This window comes from Tranquillimonas alkanivorans, from assembly GCF_900115595.1.
Taxonomy (GTDB): Bacteria; Pseudomonadota; Alphaproteobacteria; order Rhodobacterales; family Rhodobacteraceae; genus Tranquillimonas; species Tranquillimonas alkanivorans.
On record NZ_FOXA01000011.1, the window covers coordinates 96,723 to 116,400 of the forward strand.

General features: G+C 66.7%; 19 protein-coding genes. 11 read left to right on the forward strand and 8 right to left on the reverse strand.

The genetic code is table 11. The annotated features are described in order from the left end of the window. Positions 1–70 precede the first annotated feature (70 nt). The 9 genes from BM162_RS13875 (at position 71) to BM162_RS13915 (ending at position 9,996) form a co-directional block, all read left to right on the forward strand. Positions 71–1,420, forward strand: a complete 1,350-nt coding sequence (locus BM162_RS13875) for a substrate-binding protein (protein WP_093423079.1) — start codon at positions 71–73, stop codon at positions 1,418–1,420. A 111-nt stretch (positions 1,421–1,531) separates the two neighbouring features. Beyond that, positions 1,532–2,563: a branched-chain amino acid ABC transporter permease gene (locus tag BM162_RS13880; RefSeq protein WP_093423081.1), complete on the forward strand. Its 1,032-nt coding sequence runs from the start codon at positions 1,532–1,534 to the stop codon at positions 2,561–2,563. A gap of 3 nt (positions 2,564–2,566) precedes the next feature. Beyond that, entirely contained in the window at positions 2,567–3,778 is a 1,212-nt protein-coding gene (locus tag BM162_RS13885) for a branched-chain amino acid ABC transporter permease (protein ID WP_093423084.1), read from the forward strand. A gap of 12 nt (positions 3,779–3,790) precedes the next feature. Next, a complete protein-coding gene (locus BM162_RS13890) occupies positions 3,791–4,546 on the forward strand; it encodes an ABC transporter ATP-binding protein (RefSeq protein WP_093423087.1) in 756 nt (251 codons plus the stop codon). Positions 4,547–4,616: 70 nt separating this feature from the next. Next, positions 4,617–5,381 carry an ABC transporter ATP-binding protein gene (locus BM162_RS13895; protein WP_093423090.1) on the forward strand — a complete coding sequence of 255 codons (765 nt, stop codon included), beginning with the start codon at positions 4,617–4,619 and terminating at the stop codon, positions 5,379–5,381. Between the two features lie 76 nt (positions 5,382–5,457). Further along, positions 5,458–7,416, forward strand: a complete 1,959-nt coding sequence (gene acs / locus BM162_RS13900; RefSeq protein WP_093423092.1) for an acetate--CoA ligase — start codon at positions 5,458–5,460, stop codon at positions 7,414–7,416. Positions 7,417–7,645: 229 nt separating this feature from the next. Continuing rightward, a complete protein-coding gene (locus tag BM162_RS13905; RefSeq protein WP_093423095.1) occupies positions 7,646–9,043 on the forward strand; it encodes a PRC-barrel domain-containing protein in 1,398 nt (465 codons plus the stop codon). 75 nt (positions 9,044–9,118) lie between these two features. Further along, positions 9,119–9,460, forward strand: a complete 342-nt coding sequence (locus BM162_RS13910; protein WP_093423097.1) for a hypothetical protein — start codon at positions 9,119–9,121, stop codon at positions 9,458–9,460. Between the two features lie 47 nt (positions 9,461–9,507). Further along, complete coding sequence (locus tag BM162_RS13915; protein WP_093423100.1) at positions 9,508–9,996, forward strand: GFA family protein; 489 nt, start codon at positions 9,508–9,510, stop codon at positions 9,994–9,996. 156 nt (positions 9,997–10,152) lie between these two features. Here BM162_RS13915 and BM162_RS13920 read toward each other — a convergent pair whose 3' ends face one another. From BM162_RS13920 to BM162_RS13950, 7 genes are all read right to left on the reverse strand, one after another. Next, positions 10,153–11,142, reverse strand: a complete 990-nt coding sequence (locus BM162_RS13920; RefSeq protein WP_093423102.1) for an ABC transporter substrate-binding protein — start codon at positions 11,140–11,142, stop codon at positions 10,153–10,155. A gap of 20 nt (positions 11,143–11,162) precedes the next feature. Continuing rightward, complete coding sequence (locus tag BM162_RS13925; RefSeq protein ID WP_439332837.1) at positions 11,163–12,005, reverse strand: ABC transporter permease; 843 nt, start codon at positions 12,003–12,005, stop codon at positions 11,163–11,165. Between the two features lie 205 nt (positions 12,006–12,210). After that, entirely contained in the window at positions 12,211–13,149 is a 939-nt protein-coding gene (locus BM162_RS13930) for an ABC transporter permease (RefSeq protein WP_093423105.1), read from the reverse strand. 33 nt (positions 13,150–13,182) lie between these two features. Beyond that, complete coding sequence (locus tag BM162_RS13935) at positions 13,183–14,001, reverse strand: ABC transporter ATP-binding protein (protein WP_093423108.1); 819 nt, start codon at positions 13,999–14,001, stop codon at positions 13,183–13,185. Next, positions 14,001–15,455, reverse strand: coding sequence for a dihydropyrimidinase (gene hydA / locus BM162_RS13940; protein ID WP_093423110.1), 1,455 nt, complete (start codon positions 15,453–15,455; stop codon positions 14,001–14,003). Before hydA ends, BM162_RS13935 begins: the two co-directional genes overlap by 1 nt. 18 nt (positions 15,456–15,473) lie before the next feature. Beyond that, a complete protein-coding gene (locus tag BM162_RS13945; RefSeq protein WP_093423113.1) occupies positions 15,474–15,728 on the reverse strand; it encodes a hypothetical protein in 255 nt (84 codons plus the stop codon). Positions 15,729–15,738: 10 nt separating this feature from the next. Continuing rightward, positions 15,739–16,989, reverse strand: a complete 1,251-nt coding sequence (locus BM162_RS13950; protein WP_093423115.1) for a Zn-dependent hydrolase — start codon at positions 16,987–16,989, stop codon at positions 15,739–15,741. Positions 16,990–17,213: 224 nt separating this feature from the next. On the opposite strand from BM162_RS13950, the gene BM162_RS13955 reads away from it, so the two are divergent. Together BM162_RS13955 and BM162_RS13960 are read left to right on the forward strand one after the other, a co-directional pair. Then, the gene (locus BM162_RS13955; protein WP_093423118.1) at positions 17,214–17,828 is read left to right on the forward strand and encodes a TetR family transcriptional regulator C-terminal domain-containing protein; all 615 of its coding nucleotides are present in this window, start codon (positions 17,214–17,216) and stop codon (positions 17,826–17,828) included. Positions 17,829–17,984: 156 nt separating this feature from the next. Beyond that, positions 17,985–18,326 (forward strand): hypothetical protein, encoded by a 342-nt coding sequence (locus BM162_RS13960; RefSeq protein WP_093423120.1) that lies wholly within the window; start codon positions 17,985–17,987, stop codon positions 18,324–18,326. A gap of 49 nt (positions 18,327–18,375) precedes the next feature. On the opposite strand, the gene preA is transcribed toward BM162_RS13960, so the two are convergent. Then, positions 18,376–19,677 (reverse strand): NAD-dependent dihydropyrimidine dehydrogenase subunit PreA, encoded by a 1,302-nt coding sequence (gene preA / locus BM162_RS13965; RefSeq protein ID WP_093423123.1) that lies wholly within the window; start codon positions 19,675–19,677, stop codon positions 18,376–18,378. Position 19,678 lies beyond the last annotated feature (1 nt).

The following is a 19,678-nucleotide window of genomic DNA, read 5'->3' on the forward strand; positions in this document are numbered from 1 at the left end:
CTGTAAAGGGACTCTGCGCCGGTCCGAATGGAGGCGGACCGGCGCAATCAGTGAAAATGGGAGGATATACATGTCCAGTTCGAACTTCACACGGCGTGGCGTTCTGCGCACCGGTGCCGCCACCGGCGCCGGTCTTGCGCTGCCGACGATCTTTTCGGGCGCCGCCTGGTCGCAGGGATTCACGAACGAGCCGACGGGCAGCACCGTCACGCTCGGCTTCAACGTGCCGCAGACGGGCCCCTACGCCGACGAAGGTGCGGACGAGCTGCGTGCCTACCAGCTGGCGGTCGAGCATCTGAACGGCGAAGGCGACGGCGGCATGTTGCAGACGTTCTCGTCGCAGGCGCTGGACGGGGCGGGCATCCTGGGCAAGAAGGTCGAGTACGTCACCGGCGACACGCAGACGAAGTCGGACGCCGCCCGCGCCAGCGCCAAGTCGATGATCGAGAAGGACGGCGCGGTGATGATTACCGGCGGCTCGTCCTCGGGCGTGGCCGTGGCGGTGCAGGCGCTCTGCCAGGAGGCGGGCGTGATCTTCATGGCCGGTCTCACCCACTCGAACGACACCACCGGCAAGGACAAGCGGGCCAACGGCTTCCGCCACTTCTTCAACTCGTACATGTCGGGCGCGGCGCTCGCGCCGGTGCTGGCCAACGCCTATGGCACCGACCGCAAGGCGTATCACCTGACCGCCGACTACAACTGGGGCTACACCACCGAAGAAGCGATCCGCGCCTCGACCGAGGCGATGGGCTGGGAGACGGTGAACGCCGTAAAGACCCCGCTCACGCAGACCGACTTCTCGTCCTACATTGCGCCGGTGCTGAACTCGGGCGCGGACGTCCTGGTGCTGAACCACTACGGCGGCAACATGGTCAACTCGCTGACCAACGCCGTGCAGTTCGGCCTGCGCGAGGCCCAGGCCAACGGCAAGGACTTCGAGATCGTCGTGCCGCTCTACTCGCGCCTGATGGCGCGCGGCGCGGGCGAAAACGTGAAGGGCATCTACGGCTCGACCAACTGGCACTGGTCGCTGCCCGACGAGGGCAGCAAGGCCTTCGTGCAGTCCTTCGGCACCAAGTACGGCTTCCCGCCCAGCCAGGCGGCCCACACCTGCTACGTGCAGACGCTGCTTTACGCAGACGCCGTGTCGCGCGCGGGCAGCTTCAACCCGTGCGCCGTGGTCGAGGCGCTGGAGGGCTTCGAGTTCGACGGTCTGGGCAACGGCCCGACGCTTTACCGCGCCGAGGACCACCAGTGCTTCAAGGACGTGCTCGTGGTGCGCGGCAAGGAGAACCCGCAATCGGAGTTCGACCTTCTCGAGATCGTCGAGATCACGCCGGTCGAGCAGGTCACCTACCCGGTGGACCACCCGCAATTCGCGGGCGGCGCGCTCGGCACCTGCAACCCGGGCGCCTGATCGGCGCAGGCTGACGCGCCTGCCGGGGCCGGAGACCCTCGGGTACTCCGGCCCCTCGCCCCCTCTCTGCCTCCCGGGCGGTGCGCCGCCCCGCAACGAGGATCTCGGCACATGGACCAGATCATCCTTCAAATCCTGAACGGGCTGGACAAGGGCTCGGCCTATGCGCTGATCGCCCTCGGCCTGACCCTGATCTTCGGCACGCTGGGCGTGGTCAACTTCGCCCACGGCGCGCTTTTCATGCTGGGCGCCTTCTGCGCGGTGACGGTCCAGCGGCTGCTCACCCTCAGCCACGAGGTCGTCGACCCCGAGCGCACGGACTTCCTGGGCAACCCGCTCAAGGTCGACGTGCCCTACGTCATGGACATCTTCGGCGAATCCACCGGCGCGGCGATCATCGACTGGTCGGTGCCGCTGGCGATCCTGTTCGCCATTCCCGTCATGATCCTGATCGGCGTCGTAATGGAGCGCGGGCTGATCAAGCACTTCTACAAGCGTCCCCACGCCGACCAGATCCTTGTGACCTTCGGCCTCGCAATCGTGCTGCAGGAGATCATCAAGTACTTCTACGGCGCCAACCCGATCCAGACCCCCGCGCCCGAAGCGTTCCGCGGCAGCCTGGACTTCGGCGTATGGCTGGGCTTCGAAGCCAACCAGATCATCTATCCCTACTGGCGGCTGGTGTATTTTCTGTTCGCCGCGATCATCATCGCGGGCGTCTTCGCCTTCCTGCAATTCACCACGTTCGGCATGGTCGTGCGCGCCGGCATGGCCGACCGCGAGACGGTAGGCCTGCTGGGCATCGACATCGACAAGCGCTTCACCATGATGTTCGGCATCGCCGCGGCCGTGGCGGGCCTGGCGGGCGTGATGTACGGGCCGATCAACGCGCCCAACTACCACATGGGCATGGACTTCCTGGTCCTGAGCTTCGTCGTGGTCGTCGTGGGCGGCATGGGCAGCCTGCCCGGCGCGGTCGCCGCGGGCTTCCTGCTGGGCATCCTGGAAAGCTTCGCCTCGATGTCGGCCGTCATCGACCTCATCCCCGGCATCAACCAGATCATCATCTACCTGGTCGCCATCGTCATTCTGCTCACCCGTCCCCGTGGCCTGATGGGCCGCAAGGGCGTGATGGAGGACTGATCCATGCTCGGACTGAACAAGAAAGACGGGACGTTGCTCCTGATCGTCATCGGGCTGACTTTGTTCGCGCCCTTCCTTCTGAACCCCTTCCCGGTCGAATCCGAGCTGGCGCAGTTCAACGCGGGCTATCCCGACCTGATGCAGCGCTTCGTGATCTTCGGCATCTTCGCCATCGGCTTCAACATCCTGTTCGGACTCACCGGCTACCTGTCGTTCGGGCACGCCGCGTTCCTTGGCGCGGGCTCGTACGCCGGGGTGTGGATGATGAAACTGCTCAGCATGAACGTGATCCCGGCGATTGTCGCCGCGGTGATCGTGGCGGGGCTCTTCTCGGTGCTGATCGGCTACATCTCGCTGCGGCGGTCGGGGATCTACTTCTCGATCCTGACGCTGGCCTTCGCGCAGATGTCCTTCGCGCTGGCCTATTCCGTGCTGACCCCGATCACCGGTGGCGAGACCGGGCTTCAGCTGAGCCTTGACGACCCGCGCATCCTGACCGGCGGCGCGGAGGGCGGCAACCTGCCGGTGCCCTCGCTCTTCGGGCTCGAAATGCGCGACAGCTTCGACCTGGTGCTGGGCTCGTGGCTCTTCACCTTCAACGTGGGCTACTACGTCTGCGCGATCATCATGATCGCCGCCTTCTACCTGGCGATCCGCATCTTCCGCTCGCCATTCGGGATGATGCTGCGGGCGGTGAAGTCCAACCAGCAGCGAATGAGCTACACGGGCCTGAACTCGCGCCCCTACACGCTCGCCGCCTTCGTGATCTCGGGGATGTATGCCGGGCTAGCCGGTGGCCTGATGGTGTCGATGGACCCGCTGGCCGGGGCCGAGCGGATGCAGTGGACCGCCTCGGGCGAGGTCGTGCTCATGACGATCCTCGGCGGCGCGGGCACACTGATCGGCCCGGTGCTGGGCGCGGGCTTCATCAAGTATTTCGAGAACATCTTCTCGAAGATCAACGACCAGATCCTGCACGGCTGGTTCGCCTTTCTGCCAGACGGGCTGGAGAACGCGATGGTCGCGCTCGTGCATCCCTTCATCGGCAAGGGCTGGCACCTGACGCTGGGCATCCTGTTCATGCTCGTCGTCATCTTCCTGCCCGGCGGGCTGGTCGAGGGCGGACAGCGGGTCGGGCGCTTCGCCTTCCGCCGCCGCAACAAGAAGGCCGAGGGCGCCGAGGCCGAAGGCGCCGCCAAGCAACCCGCGGAATGAGGAGAGACTCGAATGGGTGTCCTTGAAGTCAAGAACGTGGGCAAGCGCTTCGGCGGTCTGCAGGCCCTCGGCAACGTCAACCTCAGCGTGAAGGAGAATACCGTTCACGCCATCATCGGGCCCAACGGGGCGGGCAAGTCCACGCTGCTCAACTGCCTGATCGGCAAGCTGATCCCCGACACCGGCAGCGTCATGTTCGACGGCCAGTCGGTACTGGGACGCAAGCCGCACGAGATCAACCAGATGGGCATCTCACGGGTGTTCCAGACGCCCGAGATCTTCGGCGACCTCACGGTGTTCGAAAACGTGATGATCCCGATCTTCGCCAAGCGCGACGGCGCGTTCCGGATGCACGCCTATGAAAGCGTGTCGAACGAGCGCGACATCACCGAGGCGGCCGAGAGGATGCTCGAGGACGTCAACATGCTCGACAAGCGGCACGTGCAGGCCTCGTCGCTGAGCCGCGGCGACAAGCGGCGGCTCGAGATGGCGATGTGCCTGAGCCAGGAGCCCAAGCTGCTGCTGCTGGACGAGCCCACGGCCGGCATGGCGCGGGCGGACACCAACAACACGATCGACCTGCTGAAAGAGATCAAGGCAAAGCGCAACATCACCATGGCGATCATCGAACACGACATGCACGTCGTGTTCTCGCTGGCCGAGCGGATCACCGTGCTCGCCCAGGGCACGCCGCTGGTCGAGGACACGCCAGCCAACATCAAGGGGCATCCGAAGGTTCGGGAAGCCTATCTCGGAGAAGCGCACTAGCGATTTTTCGTCGAAAAATCGCGACCGGCAATTCTTCGGCGAAGAATTGCCTCTGCCACGGAGGACAGCAATGAACGCCCCCCGAACCAGCAAGGACTGGAACCCGAACGCCAACCACGCGGCGACGGCGCCCGCCTTCCTGAGCGTCTGGAACCTAGAAGCCTATTACGGCGAGAGCTACATCGTCCAGGACGTGAGCTTCAACATCCACGAGGGCGAGATCCTCGCGCTCCTGGGCCGTAACGGCGCCGGCAAGACCTCGACGCTGCGCACCATCGCGCGCCTCGGCAATCCCGAGCTCAAGCGCGGCGAGATCTGGCTCGACCACCAGCCGCTGCACAATATGGCCAGCCACGAGGCCGCCGCCAACGGCATCGCGCTGGTGCCCGAGGACCGGCGCATCATCCCCGGCCTCACGGTCGAGGAGAACCTGCAACTGGCGCAAATCGCGCCGCCCGTGGGGTGGTCGCTCGACCGGCTCTACGACCTGTTCCCGCGCCTGGGCGAGCGCCGCCGGCAGGAGGGCGTGACGCTTTCGGGCGGCGAGCAGCAGATGCTGGCCATCGCGCGCGCGCTCGCCCGCGACATCAAGGTGCTGCTGCTGGACGAACCCTACGAGGGCCTCGCCCCCGTCATCGTGCAGGAGATCGCCAAGACGCTGAACGTGATCCGCGACCAGGGCATCACGACCGTGATCGTCGAACAGAACGCCGTCGCCGCCTTGAAGCTCGCCGACAGGGCGGTCATCCTCGACATAGGATCGGTCGTCTACGACGGATCGGCGCAGGAGGTGCTCGACGACGAGAAGCTGCGCGCCGAGTACCTCGCCATCTGAGCGGCCCGCCGCACCCGATCATCCGCCCGTCCCAGCCGGGACCGGCCGACAAACATGATATCCGGGAGGAGACGAAATGCTGGACGAATCCGAAAAGACCTACCCGCCGTCGGACGCCTTCGCCGGGACCGCCCATATCGACAAGGCGACCTACGACGAGATGTACGCCGCCTCGGTCAACGACACCGAAGGCTTCTGGGCCGAACACGGCAAGCGCATCGACTGGATCAAGCCGTTCACCAAGGTGAAGGACGTCAACTTCGACTACGGCGACGTCTCGATCAAGTGGTTCGAGGACGGCACCCTGAACGTCGCCGCCAACTGCATCGATCGGCACCTGAAGGACCGCGGGACCCAGACCGCGATCATCTGGGAGCCGGATGAGGACGGTGAAGACGCGCAGCACATCACCTATCAGCAGCTGCACGCGCATGTCTGCAAGTTCGCCAACGTCCTGAAGTCCATGGGCGTGGAAAAGGGCGACCGGGTGGTGATCTATCTGCCGATGATCCCGCAGGCGGCCTATGCCATGCTGGCCTGCGCACGCATCGGCGCGGTGCACTCGATCGTCTTCGCCGGCTTCTCGCCCGACGCGCTGGCCAACCGCATCGACGATTGCCGCGCGAAGGTCGTGATCACGTCGGACGGCGCGCCGCGCGGCGGGCGGGTGACGAACCTCAAGGACAACGTGAACCAAGCGATCAACCACGCCGCCGAGGACCCGCAGGTGCTGGTCGTCAAGCGGACGGGTCAGCAGATCGCTTGGGTCGACGGGCGCGACCACTGGCTGCACGAGATGGAGCAGGACGTCTCGGACCAGTGCGAGCCCGAGGAGATCGGCGCCGAGGACCCGCTGTTCATCCTCTACACCTCCGGCTCGACCGGGAAGCCCAAGGGCGTGGTGCACACCTCGGGCGGCTACCTCGTCTATGCGGCGATGACGCACCAGTACACGTTCGACTACCACGACGGGGACATCTTCTGGTGCACCGCCGACGTGGGCTGGGTGACCGGCCACAGCTACATCGTCTACGGCCCGCTCGCCAACGGCGCCACGACGCTGATGTTCGAGGGCGTGCCGACCTATCCCGACGCCGGCCGCTTCTGGCAGGTATGCGAGAAGCACAAGGTCAACCAGTTCTACACGGCCCCCACCGCCATCCGCGCGCTGATGGGCAAGGGCAATGAGCCGGTCGAGAAGTACGACCTGTCGTCGCTCAAGGTGCTGGGCACGGTGGGCGAGCCGATCAACCCCGAGGCCTGGAACTGGTACAACGAAGTCGTCGGCAAGGAGAGATGCCCCATCGTCGACACCTGGTGGCAGACCGAGACGGGCGGCCACCTGCTGACCCCCCTGCCCGGCGCCACGGCCACCAAGCCCGGCAGCGCCACCCTGCCCTTCTTCGGTGTTCAGCCAGTGGTGCTCGAGGCCGAAAGCGGCAAGGAGATCGAGGAGACCGAGGCCGAGGGCGTCCTGTGCCTGGCCGACAGCTGGCCAGGGCAGATGCGCACCGTCTGGGGCGACCACCAGCGGTTCATGGATACCTACTTCCAGCAGTACAAGGGCTACTACTTCTCGGGCGACGGCTGCCGGCGGGACAAGGACGGCTATTACTGGATCACCGGCCGCGTGGACGACGTGATCAACGTCTCGGGCCACCGCATGGGCACGGCCGAGGTGGAAAGTGCGCTCGTCGCCCACGCGAAGGTCGCCGAGGCCGCGGTCGTGGGCTACCCGCACGAGATCAAGGGCCAGGGCATCTATGCCTACGTGACCCTGATGGGCGGGGTCGAACCGTCGGATGCGTTGCGCAAGGAGCTGTCGGACTGGGTCCGTCACGAGATCGGGCCGATCGCCAAGCCCGACCTCATCCAGTGGGCCCCCGGCCTGCCCAAGACGCGGTCGGGCAAGATCATGCGCCGCATCCTGCGCAAGATCGCCGAGAACGACCCCGACAGCCTGGGCGACACCTCGACCCTGGCCGAGCCGCAGGTGGTGGACGACCTGATCGAGAACCGGATGAACCGCGGCTGAACGTCGGCCGACATACGTCACGTCTTCACGGGCCGGTGCACGCGCACCGGCCCGATTATTTTTTTGCACCCGCTGCTGCGCGCTAACAGCCCGCACTTGCTGGCTCCGGCGGCGGCCGAAGGTCCGGGTTCCCTCAGTTCACGAACAATTTTGGGGAACTGAAAGGGCTGTCTTTCGTCAAGCAGGCATAGCAACGGGCCACCCGGCCCGCGACACAGGAGATTACGTGATGTTCGACATCAAGGCCAAGCTGCTGGGCAGCGCCGCTGCGCTGGCACTTCTCACCACGCCGGGCCTCGCCCAGGAAGCATTCGACTGGGAGAGCACGTTCAACGACGCCACCGAGATGCAGATGAGCGAAGCCTCCGGCTCGCCGCTGCTGTCCGCCGAGGGCGACGAACTCGGTCAGATCGAGTACTTCGGGCTGATGGACGACGAGTTCTACGTCGTTATCCTCGACCCCGAGGGCCGCGAGATCCCGGTCCCGATGACCGAAGTCAGCTTCGAGAACGACCAGTTCATCGCCGACGTGGCGACCGACGACATCGCCATGATGGAGGAAGCCGACACCACCTCGATGCAGCGCATCGCCGACGAGGCCACGATCGAGATGGCCTTCCTCGAGGTCGAGCGCCGCGGTGCACTCGCCAGCGGCCAGGAGGCCAGCACCCAGACCGTGCAGACCGCCAGCGGCCAGTTCATCGTCGAACAGGCCGACCCGCAGGTCGACGTCGACGTGCCGGACCCGCAGGTCTCGGTCCAGCAGAACGCCCCCGAGGTGACCGTCGAGCAGCCCGAGCCCACCATCACCGTGACGCAGTCCAAGCCGAACGTGATGGTCGAGCAGCAGGCGCCGACCGTCACCGTCGAGCAGGCGCAACCGACCGTCACCGTCGACATCCCCGAGCCGGTCGTCACCATTCGCATGCCCGAGCCGGACGTGAACGTGGCCACGCAGCAGCCTGACGTACAGGTGCAGCAGCCCGAGCCGGTCGTGCGCTTCGTGCGTCCCGAGCCGCGCATCGTGATCGAGGAAGCCGAGGCCGAGGTGCAGGTCAGCGAAGCCGAGGCGCAGGTCGACGTGACCACCGCCGAGCAGGCGCAGGTCGCCATCGATCAGGGCGAACCGCAGGTCGACATGCAGACCGCCGGCGAAGCCGACGTCGCGATCGAGCAGGCCGAAGCCGAGGTGAACGTCGAGCCCGCCGAGGGCGCGCAGGTCGCCGTCGAGCAGTCGGAAGCCGAGGTGAATCTGGTCGAAGAGCAAGAGACCGCGCAGGCGACCGCCGAGCAACCCGAGGTGGCCGTCGCCGTGGCCGATATCGAGCCGCGCGTGGGCTTCGTGGTCATCGACCCGATCGACCTGTCGCCGACCGACCTGACCGGCGTCGGCGTCTACGGTGAAGACGACGAGCGCGTGGGCGAAGTGTCCGAGCTGGTCGTCGGCGACAGCGGCAACATCGAACAGGCCATTGTCGATGTCGGCGGCTTCCTGGGTCTGGGCGAGAAGTCCGTGGCCATGGACCTCGACCAGATGTCGGTCCAGCGCTCCGAGACCGGTGACATGATGCGCGTCTACGTCACCGCGACCGAGGAAGAGCTCGAAGACATGCCCGCGGTGCAATAATCGCCGCACCGGCATGACTTCCCCACTGGCGGGGCGCCCTTGCGGCGCCCCGCTTTTCGTTTGCAGACTGGTGCCATGCCCCGCAAGACGCATCCCGAAACGCCCGACGGCCGCTACTTCGTCGCGAAGGGCCGCCTGTGGCGCCGCACCGACCCGCGGCTGCCCGAGCCCGAGCGTCGTGCCGCCGTCAAGGCGCTGATGCAGGCCCGCCTCGCCGTCCGCGACGCGCCCGACGACGCCGCATTGTCCGACGCCCGCGCCGCCGTCGATACCGCCAAGCGCCGCCTCGGCGAGCGCGGCCCCGTCTGGTGGGACGACGGCGCCCCCGACGAAGGCGGCCGCGCGCCCTGGACCTCCAGCTACGCCAATTGGTGGTCCGGGCTCTCGCCCGATGAGCAGGCACGGGGCCGCGCATGACGCGCAGCCCGGCCCATGCTACTCTCCCTCGAGAGGAGGACCTGCCCATGCACCCCCAGTCCGGAGGCTGCCTTTGCGGCGCCCTGCGTTACCAGGTGACGGCCGAGCCGGTGCGCGTCACCTTCTGCCACTGCCGCTTCTGCCAACGCGCGACCGGCGCGCCGTACTTCATGGAGCCGATCTTCGAGGAGCCGGATTTCGCCTTCACAGGCGGCACGCCCAAGCTTTACCATCACCGCTCCGAGGGCAGCGGCAAGATGATCCATGTCCATTTCTGTGACACCTGCGGGACGAAGCTCGTCTACACGTTCGAACGCTTCCCGGGCCTGCTGGGCATCTTCGGCGGCACCTTCGACGACCCGCAATGGCTGGAGTGGCACGGCGGCAATTCCAAGCACATCTTCCTCGAAACCGCGCTGCACGGCACCGTGCTGCCCGCCGGCATCCCCACCTACCCGCGCCACGCCACCACCAATGACGGCACGCCCGAAGAAGCCATGGTCTTCGACGCGCCGAAGGTGGTCGCGCGCCCGTAAGGGCCTCCCCCACTCTCCAAGCCTCGCCCGGCGCCTCCGGCTGGACGCCGGGCGAAAGATGCGAACGTCTGAAACGAGAAGAGCGGGCCGCCCGGCCCGCTCCCCATCAGTCAGAGAAGAAGGCGGCCCCGGCCGGAGCCGCCCTCGCTCGCGAGCTCACTCGAACGCCATGTCCGTGATCTCGTGCGTCCAGGCCGCGTCGCCCGGGTCCTCGGTGATCACCGGGTCCGAGCCGCCCGCCAGCAGCGTGTCGACCGTGCGCTGGAAGTCCGCCGGGTCCAGCGTGCCGTTCGAGCCCTCGGTCAACTTCGAGATCTCGCGCACCATGCGCTGCTGGTGTTTCTCGGTCTGCGCACCGGTCTCGTCGTACTCCAGCACGATGTCCGCCGCCTCGTCCGGGTTCTCGGCCGCGTACTCCCAGCCCCGCATCGAGGCCGCCACGAACCGCGCCAGCGCATCCTTGAATTCCGGATCCTCCAGGCGCTCTTCAAGCACGTAAAGACCGTCCTCGAGCGTCGCCACGCCCTGGTCCTCGTACTTGAAGGTGATCAACTGGTCCTCGGGGATGCCGGCGTCGATCACCTGCCAGTACTCGTTGTAGGTCATGGTCGAGATGCAGTCGGCCTGCTTCTGCAACAGCGGATCGACGTTGAAGCCCTGCTTGAGGACCTCGACACCCTCTTCGCCACCTTCCGTCGGGATCTCCAGGTGGCTCATCCACGACAGGAACGGGTACTCGTTGCCGAAGAACCAGACGCCCAGCGTGCGGCCGGGGAAGTCCTCGGGGCCCTCGACGCCGGTCTCCTTCAGGCAGGTCAGCATCATGCCCGACTTCTTGAAGGGCTGCGCGATGTTGACCAGCGGCAGGCCCCGCTCCCGCGCGGCCAGCGCTGCGGGCATCCACTCGACCACCACATCGGCGCCGCCGCCCGCGATCACCTGCGTCGGCGCGATGTCCGGCCCGCCCGGCTTGATCGTGACGTCGAGCCCCGCGTCTTCGTAGAAGCCCTTCTCCTTGGCGACGTAGTAGCCTGCGAACTGGCCCTGCGTGACCCACTTGAGCTGCAGCGTCAGCTCGTCCTCCTGCGCGTGCGCGACGCCCGCGCCCATCATCAGCGCCAGCGCGCCTCCGATCATTCTTTTCATTGTCGTTTACCTCCTTGTTGTCATTTTCTCTGCGAGGGGTGCCAGAAGGTCACCGCCCGCTCGGCCACCGCAACCGCGCCATAGAAGGCCGAGCCTGCCAGCGCGGCGACGGTGATCTCGGCCCAGACCATGTCGAGCCCGAGCCGTCCGACCTCGGTCGAGATCCGGAACCCCATCCCCTTGATCGGCGAGCCGAAGAACTCCGCCACGATCGCACCGATCAGTGCCAAGGTGGTACAAATCTTCAAACCATTGAAGACAAAAGGCATCGCGGCGGGCAGGCGCAGACGGAAAAGCGTCTGCCAATAGCTCGCCGCATAGGTTTTCATCAGGTCGCGCTGCATCGACTCGGTGGCCGACAGCCCCGCGACGGTGTTCACCAGCATCGGGAAGAACACCATCACGACGACCACCGCCGCCTTCGACTCCCAGTCGAAGCCGAACCACATCACCAGGATCGGCGCGGTGCCGATGATCGGCAGCGCCGCGATGAAGTTGCCCACCGGCAGCAGACCCTTCTGCAGGAACGGCGAGCGGTCGATCAGCACGGCCGTGACGAAGGCCGCCGCGCAGCCCATGACATAGCCCGACAGCGCGCCCTTCACGAAGGTCTGGACGAAATCCTCCCACAGCGTCGGCACCTCGGCCGTCAGCCGCGCCCAGATGTCGGTCGGCGCGGGCAGGATGACCCCGGGCACGTCGTAGATGCGCACCACCAGCTGCCACAGCACGAGGATGGTCAGTCCGAAGATCACCGGCACCGCCAGCTTCGTCGCCCGCGACTTCGGCAGCGCCGCGATCCGCGCGTTCAGCCACCAGGAGAAGCCCCAGACCGCCAGCAGCGGCAACAGCCCCGGCGACAGCACCAGCGCCACGACCAGCACCACCGCCAGCGCCCCGAAGAACTTCACGCTTCCGGGCCCGAGCCACCCTTTCGCGAACGGCACTGCCTGATCCGTCACTGGTCGATCCCCATCTTTGGTCCGGAAATATCCTCGGGGGTGAATGCGCCGGAGGCGCAGAGGGGGCAGACAGCCCCCTCCTTCCCCCGAGACACACGCGCCGCGCTCACGCGCTCATCCCCATGCGCTTGAGCACGATCTTCTGCACCGCCCCCACGATGCCGACGAGCAGCGCCGCGCAGACGGCGGCCATGATCAGCGCCGACCAGATCTGGACCGTCTGCCCGTAATAGCTGCCCGACAGCAGCCGCGCGCCAAGACCCCGCACCGCGCCGGTGGGCAGCTCGCCCACGATCGCCCCGACGAGCGACGCCGCGATCCCCACCTTCAACGAGGCGAAGAGATACGGCATCGACGCGGGCAGGCGCAGCTTCCAGAACACCTCGGCGGTCGAGGCGTTGTAGGTCCGCAGCAGGTCCATCTGCATCCCCTGCGGCGAGCGCAGGCCCGACACCATGCCGACGACAACCGGGAAGAACGACAGGTACGCCGAGATGATGGCCTTGGGCACCAGCCCCTGCACGCCGACCGAGTTCAGAACCACGATGATCATCGGCGCGATGGCGAGGATCGGGATGGTCTGCGAGGCGATCGCCCAGGGCATCACGCTCATGTCCATGGCCCGGTTGTGCACGATACCCACCGCCAGCAGGATGCCCAGAACGGTACCGAAGCCGAAGCCCAGAAGCGTCGCCGATAGCGTGATCCAGGCATGGAAGACGAGGCTGCGGCGCGACGTGATCTCCTTGTCGATGACCGTGTCGTAAAGCTCCACCGCCACCTGGTGCGGGGCGGGCAGCTTGGGCCGGTCCTGGGTCAGCGTGTCGGCGACGATCTCGGAGAACGTCACCTCCTGCCCGGCCCGCGCCGCCTGGTCGAGCGTCCACTGTGAATTCATCCAGACGGCGGCGGCGTACCAGATCACGAAAATCGCGGCGACGACGGCGAGCACCGGCAGCGCCTTGTCCGCCACGCCGCGCAGCCACAGGCCCACGCGGCCCGACCGCCCGGCTCCCGCGCCCGGGGCTGCGAGGGGGATGTTCATGCCGACCTCCTCGGGGTGTGCCCTTCGCCAGCCTCAGACATCGTCCATCCCCGCCCGAAGCCCCTCGCGCACGCGGTGGGCGACGTCGATGAAGGCCTGGCTGTCGCGGATGTCCAGCGGCCGCTCCCTCGGCAGCGGGCTGTCGATCACGTCGGTGATCCGCCCCGGCCGCGGGCTCATCACCACGATCTTGGTCGAAAGGTAGACCGCTTCCGGGATCGAGTGCGTGACGAAGAGGCAGGTCTTTTCCGTCCGCGCCCAAAGCTGCAAGAGCTGCTCGTTCAGGTGGTCGCGCACGATCTCGTCCAGCGCGCCGAAGGGTTCGTCCATCAGCAGGATGTCGGCGTCGAAGGCCAAGGCCCGCGCGATCGACGCGCGCTGCTGCATGCCGCCCGAAAGCTGCCAGGGATACTTCTTCTCGAACCCCTTCAGGTCGACGAGTTCCAGGACGCTTCTCATCCTGCGCTCCTGCTCGTCGCGGGAATACCCCATGATCTCGAGCGGCAGCTTCACGTTCTTGCCGATGGTGCGCCAGGGATACAGCCCCGCCGCTTGGAAGACATAGCCATAGGCGCGGGCCTTGCGCGCCTCTTCCGGGCTCATTCCGTTCACGGTGATCTCGCCCGAGGTCGGCTCCTCCAGCGCGGCGACCACCCGCAGGAACGTGGTCTTGCCGCAGCCCGAGGGGCCGATGAAGCTGACGAATTCACCCTTTCCGATGTCGAGGTCCACGCCCTTGAGGGCGTGAACCGGGCCGTCGGCGGTCTGGAACGTCAGGTCCAGACCATTCGCCGTGACGACCGAGGGTTGCGGCGCGAGGCTCACCTGGGGCTTCTCCTGGGCGAGCGCCATCACACACCGCTCGCGGGGATGCCGGTCCGCTCGACCTTGCGCGGCGCGGTCAGCTCCTTCCACGTGGACAGCGCCTTGTTCACCGCCTGGAACGGCTCGCGGCTGACGAACTCGCCGTGGCCCTCCTGCCCCTTGAAATCGCCGTCATGCACCGCGACGCGGCCGCGAGTCAGGGTATAGCGCGGCAAGCCTTTCACGTGCTTGCCCTCGAACACGTTGTAGTCGATGGCGCTTTGCTGGCTGGATGCGCTGATCGTCTTCTCCTTCGCCGGGTCCCAGACCACCAGATCGGCGTCGGCGCCTTTCATGATCGCGCCCTTCTTCGGATAGATGTTCAGGATCTTGGCGATGTTGGTGGAGGTGACGGCCACGAACTCGTTCGGCGTGATCCGCCCGGTCTCGACGCCATAGGTCCACAGCATCGGCATCCGGTCCTCGAGCCCGCCGGTGCCGTTGGGGATCTTGGTGAAGTCGCCCACGCCATAGCGCTTCTGATCGGTCGTGAAGGCGCAGTGATCGGTCGCCACCACCGACAGCGACCCCGAGGCGAGTCCGGCCCAGAGCGAGTCCTGGTGCTGCTTGTTGCGGAACGGCGGCGACATCACGCGGCGCGCCGCATGATCCCAGTCGGGATGCGCATACTCGCTTTCGTCCAGCGTCAGGTGCTGGATCAGCGGCTCGCCATAGACGCGCTTGCCCTGCTGACGCGCGCGGCGGATGGCCTCGTGGCTTTCTTCGCACGAGGTATGCACGACATAGAGCGGCACGCCCGCCATATCGGCGATCATTATCGCGCGGTTCGTCGCCTCCCCCTCGACAGCCGGAGGGCGGGAATAAGCGTGCGCCTCGGGGCCGTCGTTGCCCTCGGCCAGGAACTTCTGCTGAAGGTCGGCAACCACGTCGCCGTTCTCGGCGTGGACCAGCGGCAGCGCTCCCAGCTCGGCGCAGCGCTGGAACGACGCGAAAAGCTCGTCGTCATTGACCATCATGGCGCCCTTGTAGGCCATGAAGTGCTTGAAGGTGTTGATCCCCTTCTCGCGCACGACGGTCTCCATCTCGTTGAAGACCTGCTCGCTCCACCAGGTGATCGCCATGTGGAAGGAATAGTCGCAATGCGCGCGGGTCGACTTGTTGTCCCACATCTGCAGCGCGTCGAGCAGCCCCTGCCCGGGGCTCGGGATGGCGAAGTCCACGACCATCGTGGTGCCGCCCGCCAGCGCCGCGCGGGTGCCGGATTCGAAGTCGTCCGAGGAATAGGTGCCCATGAAGGGCATCTCGAGGTGCGTGTGCGGGTCGATCCCGCCCGGCATGACATAGCAGCCGGTGGCGTCCAGTGTCTCGTCCCCCGACAGGTTGTCGCCCACCTCGACGATCTTGCCGTCCTCGATCAGCACGTCGGCTTTGTAAGTCAGATCGGCGGTGACGACGGTTCCGTTCTTGATGACGGTGCTCATGGTGCTCTCCCTGTTTTCTTATGTATCGCAGACCTGGTTGCCCTCGGCGTCGAGCAGCGCGACGCCTGTGACGGGCTCGGTCGCCTCGACGCTGATGCCGTAGCAGCCCTGCGCGTCCCGGATCAGGAAGATCGGGTCGACGCCCTCGGGCAGAGCGGCCATGGCCGCGGGCGAGATGTCGTCGATGGGCTCGGGCGGCGCGTTCGGATCGGGCACGTCGCATCCGGCCGCCGAGGTGAGCATCACCAGGGCGATCAGGCTTGTCCTCTTCATGTCCGGTCCCTTACTCGACGATGCCGGCGGTCTCGACGACGGCGTGGAACAGAACGTTCGCCCCCGCCTCGGCCCATTCGGGATGGATTTCCTCGGCCTCGTTGTGGCTCAGCCCGTCGACGCAGGGGCACATGACCATCGCAGTCGGCGCCACCTGGTTGATCCAGCAGGCATCGTGCCCCGCGCCCGAGATGATGTCGCGGTGGGTATATCCCAGCCGCTCGGCCGCGCTGCGCACCGCCTGCACGCATGTGTCGTCGAACTTCACGGGATCGAAGCCGCCCACCTTCTCGAAGTGGATGCCCAGCCCCATGTCGTCGGCGATGGCCTGCCCTTCCTCGCGCAGCCGCTGCTCCATGTCGCGGATCACGGAAAGGTCCGGCGAGCGGAAGTCGACGGTGAACACCGCCTTGCCCGGGATCACGTTGCGCGAGTTGGGGAAGACGTCGATATGGCCCGCCGCGCCCACGGCATGCGGCTTGTGCGACCAGGCGATGTCGTCCACCAGCTCAAGGATGCGCGCCATGCCCAGCCCCGCGTTCTTGCGCATGGGCATCGGGGTCGAGCCGGTGTGGCTTTCCTTGCCCGTCACCGTCACCTGCGTCCAGCTCAGGCCCTGCCCGTGGGTGACGACGCCGATATCCTTCTTCTCGGCCTCGAGGATCGGGCCCTGTTCGATGTGCAGCTCGAAGAAGGCGTGCATCTTGCGCTCGCCCACTTCCTCGTCGCCGCGCCAGCCGATGCGGTCGAGTTCGTCACCGAAGCGTGCGCCCTTGGCATCGGTGCGGTCCTCGGCCCAATCCTGCGCATGGACACCGGCGAACACGCCCGAGGCCAGCATCGCCGGGGCGAAGCGCGTGCCCTCTTCGTTCGTCCAGTTCGTGACGACGATGGGGTGCTTCGTCTTGATGTTCAGGTCGTTGAGCGTGCGGATGATCTCAAGCCCGCCGAGCACGCCCAGCACGCCGTCGTACTTGCCGCCGGTGGGCTGGGTGTCGAGGTGCGAGCCGACATAGACGGGCAGCGCGTCGGGGTCCGTCCCCTCGCGCCGAGCGAACATGTTGCCCAGCTGGTCGACGCCGGTGGTCAGGCCGGCCTCGTCACACCATGACTTGAACAGTGCGCGGCCCTCGGCATCCTCGTCCGTCAACGTCTGCCGGTTGTTGCCGCCGGCGACGCCGGGGCCGATCTTGGCCATCTCCATCAACGACTGCCAAAGCCGGTCGCCGTCGATCTTCAGGTTCTCGCCTGGTGCGGCCATGCCCGCTGGTCTCCCTGTGTTATGATTGCGGTTTCCGGGTCTTGGCGCCCGCTGGTCCGCTATTTAGTTTGACCGTTTGGTCAGGATCACGCTAGCAGAGCCCCTAAGTCAGTCAAGAACTTCGCCCGAAGGCGCGAAGCCCCCGGTCCGGCCTCGGCCCGGGCGGCCGGAAGAGCCGCAATTTTAGGCACTTGCCGCGACGGGTGCACGGGGACCGGGACAGGATGAATTCGCAAAAACCGAAGACGCGGATCCAGCGCCGCAACAGGGCGCTGATTCTCGACGCCGCGCTCGACGTCTTTTCCGCCCACGGGTTTCGCGGCGCGACCGTCGATCAGATCGCGCAGGCCGCAGGGCTGTCGAAGCCCAACCTGCTCTACTATTTCGGCTCGAAGGAGGAGATGCACCGCGAGCTTCTGTCCGGCATGATGCACACGTGGCTCGACCCGCTGCGCGAGCTGGGCGAGGACGGCGACCCGGTCGAAGAAGTCGTGGCCTACGTGCTGCGCAAGCTCGAGATGTCGCGCCTGTATCCGCGCGAAAGCCGGCTGTTCGCGAACGAGATCGTGCAGGGCGCCCCGCGCTTCATCGACAAGATCGAGGGCGAGTTGCGCGAGCTGGTCGAACAGAAGGCGGCGGTGATCCGGCGCTGGCAGGAGGCGGGGCGCATTGCGCCGCTCGACCCGCACCACCTGATCTTCTCGATCTGGGCGACGACGCAGCACTATGCCGATTTCGACGTGCAGGTGCGCGGCATCCTGCGCCCCGAGGACGACAGGCATTTCGCCGACGCGCAGGCGTTCCTGTCCGACCTCTACCGCCGGGCGCTGCGGCCTTAACGAAGTCTTCAGATTCGGGGCGCACGCTGGCGGGGAAAGTGGCAGCCCGAGGTCGGTGGGATGGTTCAGGTCGGCTCGGTATCCGCTCCGCCCGGGGCCGCCGTCGGGACACCGGCACGGCCCGCCTTCGCCCCGTTCGCCGTGAAGGACACACAGATGGTGCGTGGCGATATCATCGCCGACACGGGACCGCCGGAAACCGCGCGACCAGTCGAGCCCATATCGTCGGCGGAGGGCACGGCGCTTCGCGCGGGGCCGCCGTTGCTGACCGCCGACCCCGATCCTTTGACCGGCCCGCCACCCAGCTTCGATCACATGCCGCTGGACCGGGTACGGGAGTCGCTGAAGCGGCCGCCGGAGCCGGGGGCTGCAGAGGCGGAGCAGCGTGCCGCTGCCATAGGCGAGCGCGGACGGGACCGGGAGGATCAGCCATCCCGGCGCGCCGCTTACACCCCTGAAATATCGGGAAAGCCCGGCGGCCTGAACGTCCTGCGTTGAGCCCGCCGGGGGATCGGGTGCCGCCCGTTCAGGGCGGCACCCGCGCGTGTCACTCCGCGGCCTTGGCCGCCGGGTTGTTCGGGTGCGCGGTCCAGTTCGCGTATTCCGGAGACACGATACGGCCCGTCCGCTCGTCCTTCGCGCCCGCCTCGAGCCGCTCCATGGTGATGCAGTCCTCGACCGGGCAGACGTTGACGCAGAGGTTGCAGGCGACGCATTCCTCGTCGATCACCTCGAATGTGCGGCCCGGGTTCATCGCGATGGCCTGGTGCGAGGTGTCCTCGCACGCGGCGTAGCAGCGGCCGCACTTGATGCAGAGGTCCTGGTCGATCCGTGCCTTGGTCACGTAGTTGAGGTTCAGGTACTGCCAGTCCGTCACGTTCGGCACCGCGCGGCCCGAGACCTCGTCGATCGAGCGATAGCCCTGCTGGTCCATCCACTCGGACAGGCCCGATGCCATCTCTTCGACGATCTTGAAGCCATAGGTCATGGCCGCCGTGCAGACCTGCACCGACCCCGCCCCGAGCGCGAGGAACTCGGCCGCGTCGCGCCAGGTGGTCACGCCGCCGATTCCGCTGATGGGCATCCCCTGCGTCTCGAGGTCGCGCGCAATCTCGGCCACCATGTTCAGCGCGATCGGCTTGACCGCCGGCCCGCAATAGCCGCCGTGGGTGCCCTTGCCGTCGATCATCGGCTCGGGCGCCATGGCATCGAGGTTCACCGAGGTGATCGAGTTGATCGTGTTGATCAGCGACACCGCGTCCGCGCCACCGGCCCTGGCCGCGCGGGCGGGCTTGCGGATGTCGGTGATGTTCGGCGTCAGCTTCACGATCACCGGCATCCGGGTGTTCTGCTTGCACCAGCGGGTCACCATCTCGATGTACTCGGGCACCTGCCCAACGGCCGAGCCCATGCCGCGCTCGCTCATCCCGTGGGGGCAGCCGAAGTTCAGCTCGATCCCGTCCGCGCCGGTCTCCTCGACCAGCGGCAGGATCTGCTTCCAGGCCCATTCCTCGCACGGGACCATCAGCGACACGATCATCGCCCGGTCGGGATAGTCCCGCTTGACCTGCTTGATCTCGCGCAGGTTGGTCTCGAGCGGGCGGTCGGTGATCAGCTCGATGTTGTTGAGCCCCAGAAGCCGCCGGTCCGCGCCCCAGATCGCGCCGTAGCGCGGGCCGTTCACGTTCACCACGTGCGGGTCGAGCCCCAGCGTCTTCCACACGACACCGCCCCAGCCGGCGTCGAAGGCACGGCGGACGTTGTATTCCTTGTCGGTCGGCGGCGCGGAGGCGAGCCAGAACGGGTTGGGGCTTTTGATGCCCGCGAAGTCGGTCGAAAGATCGGCCATC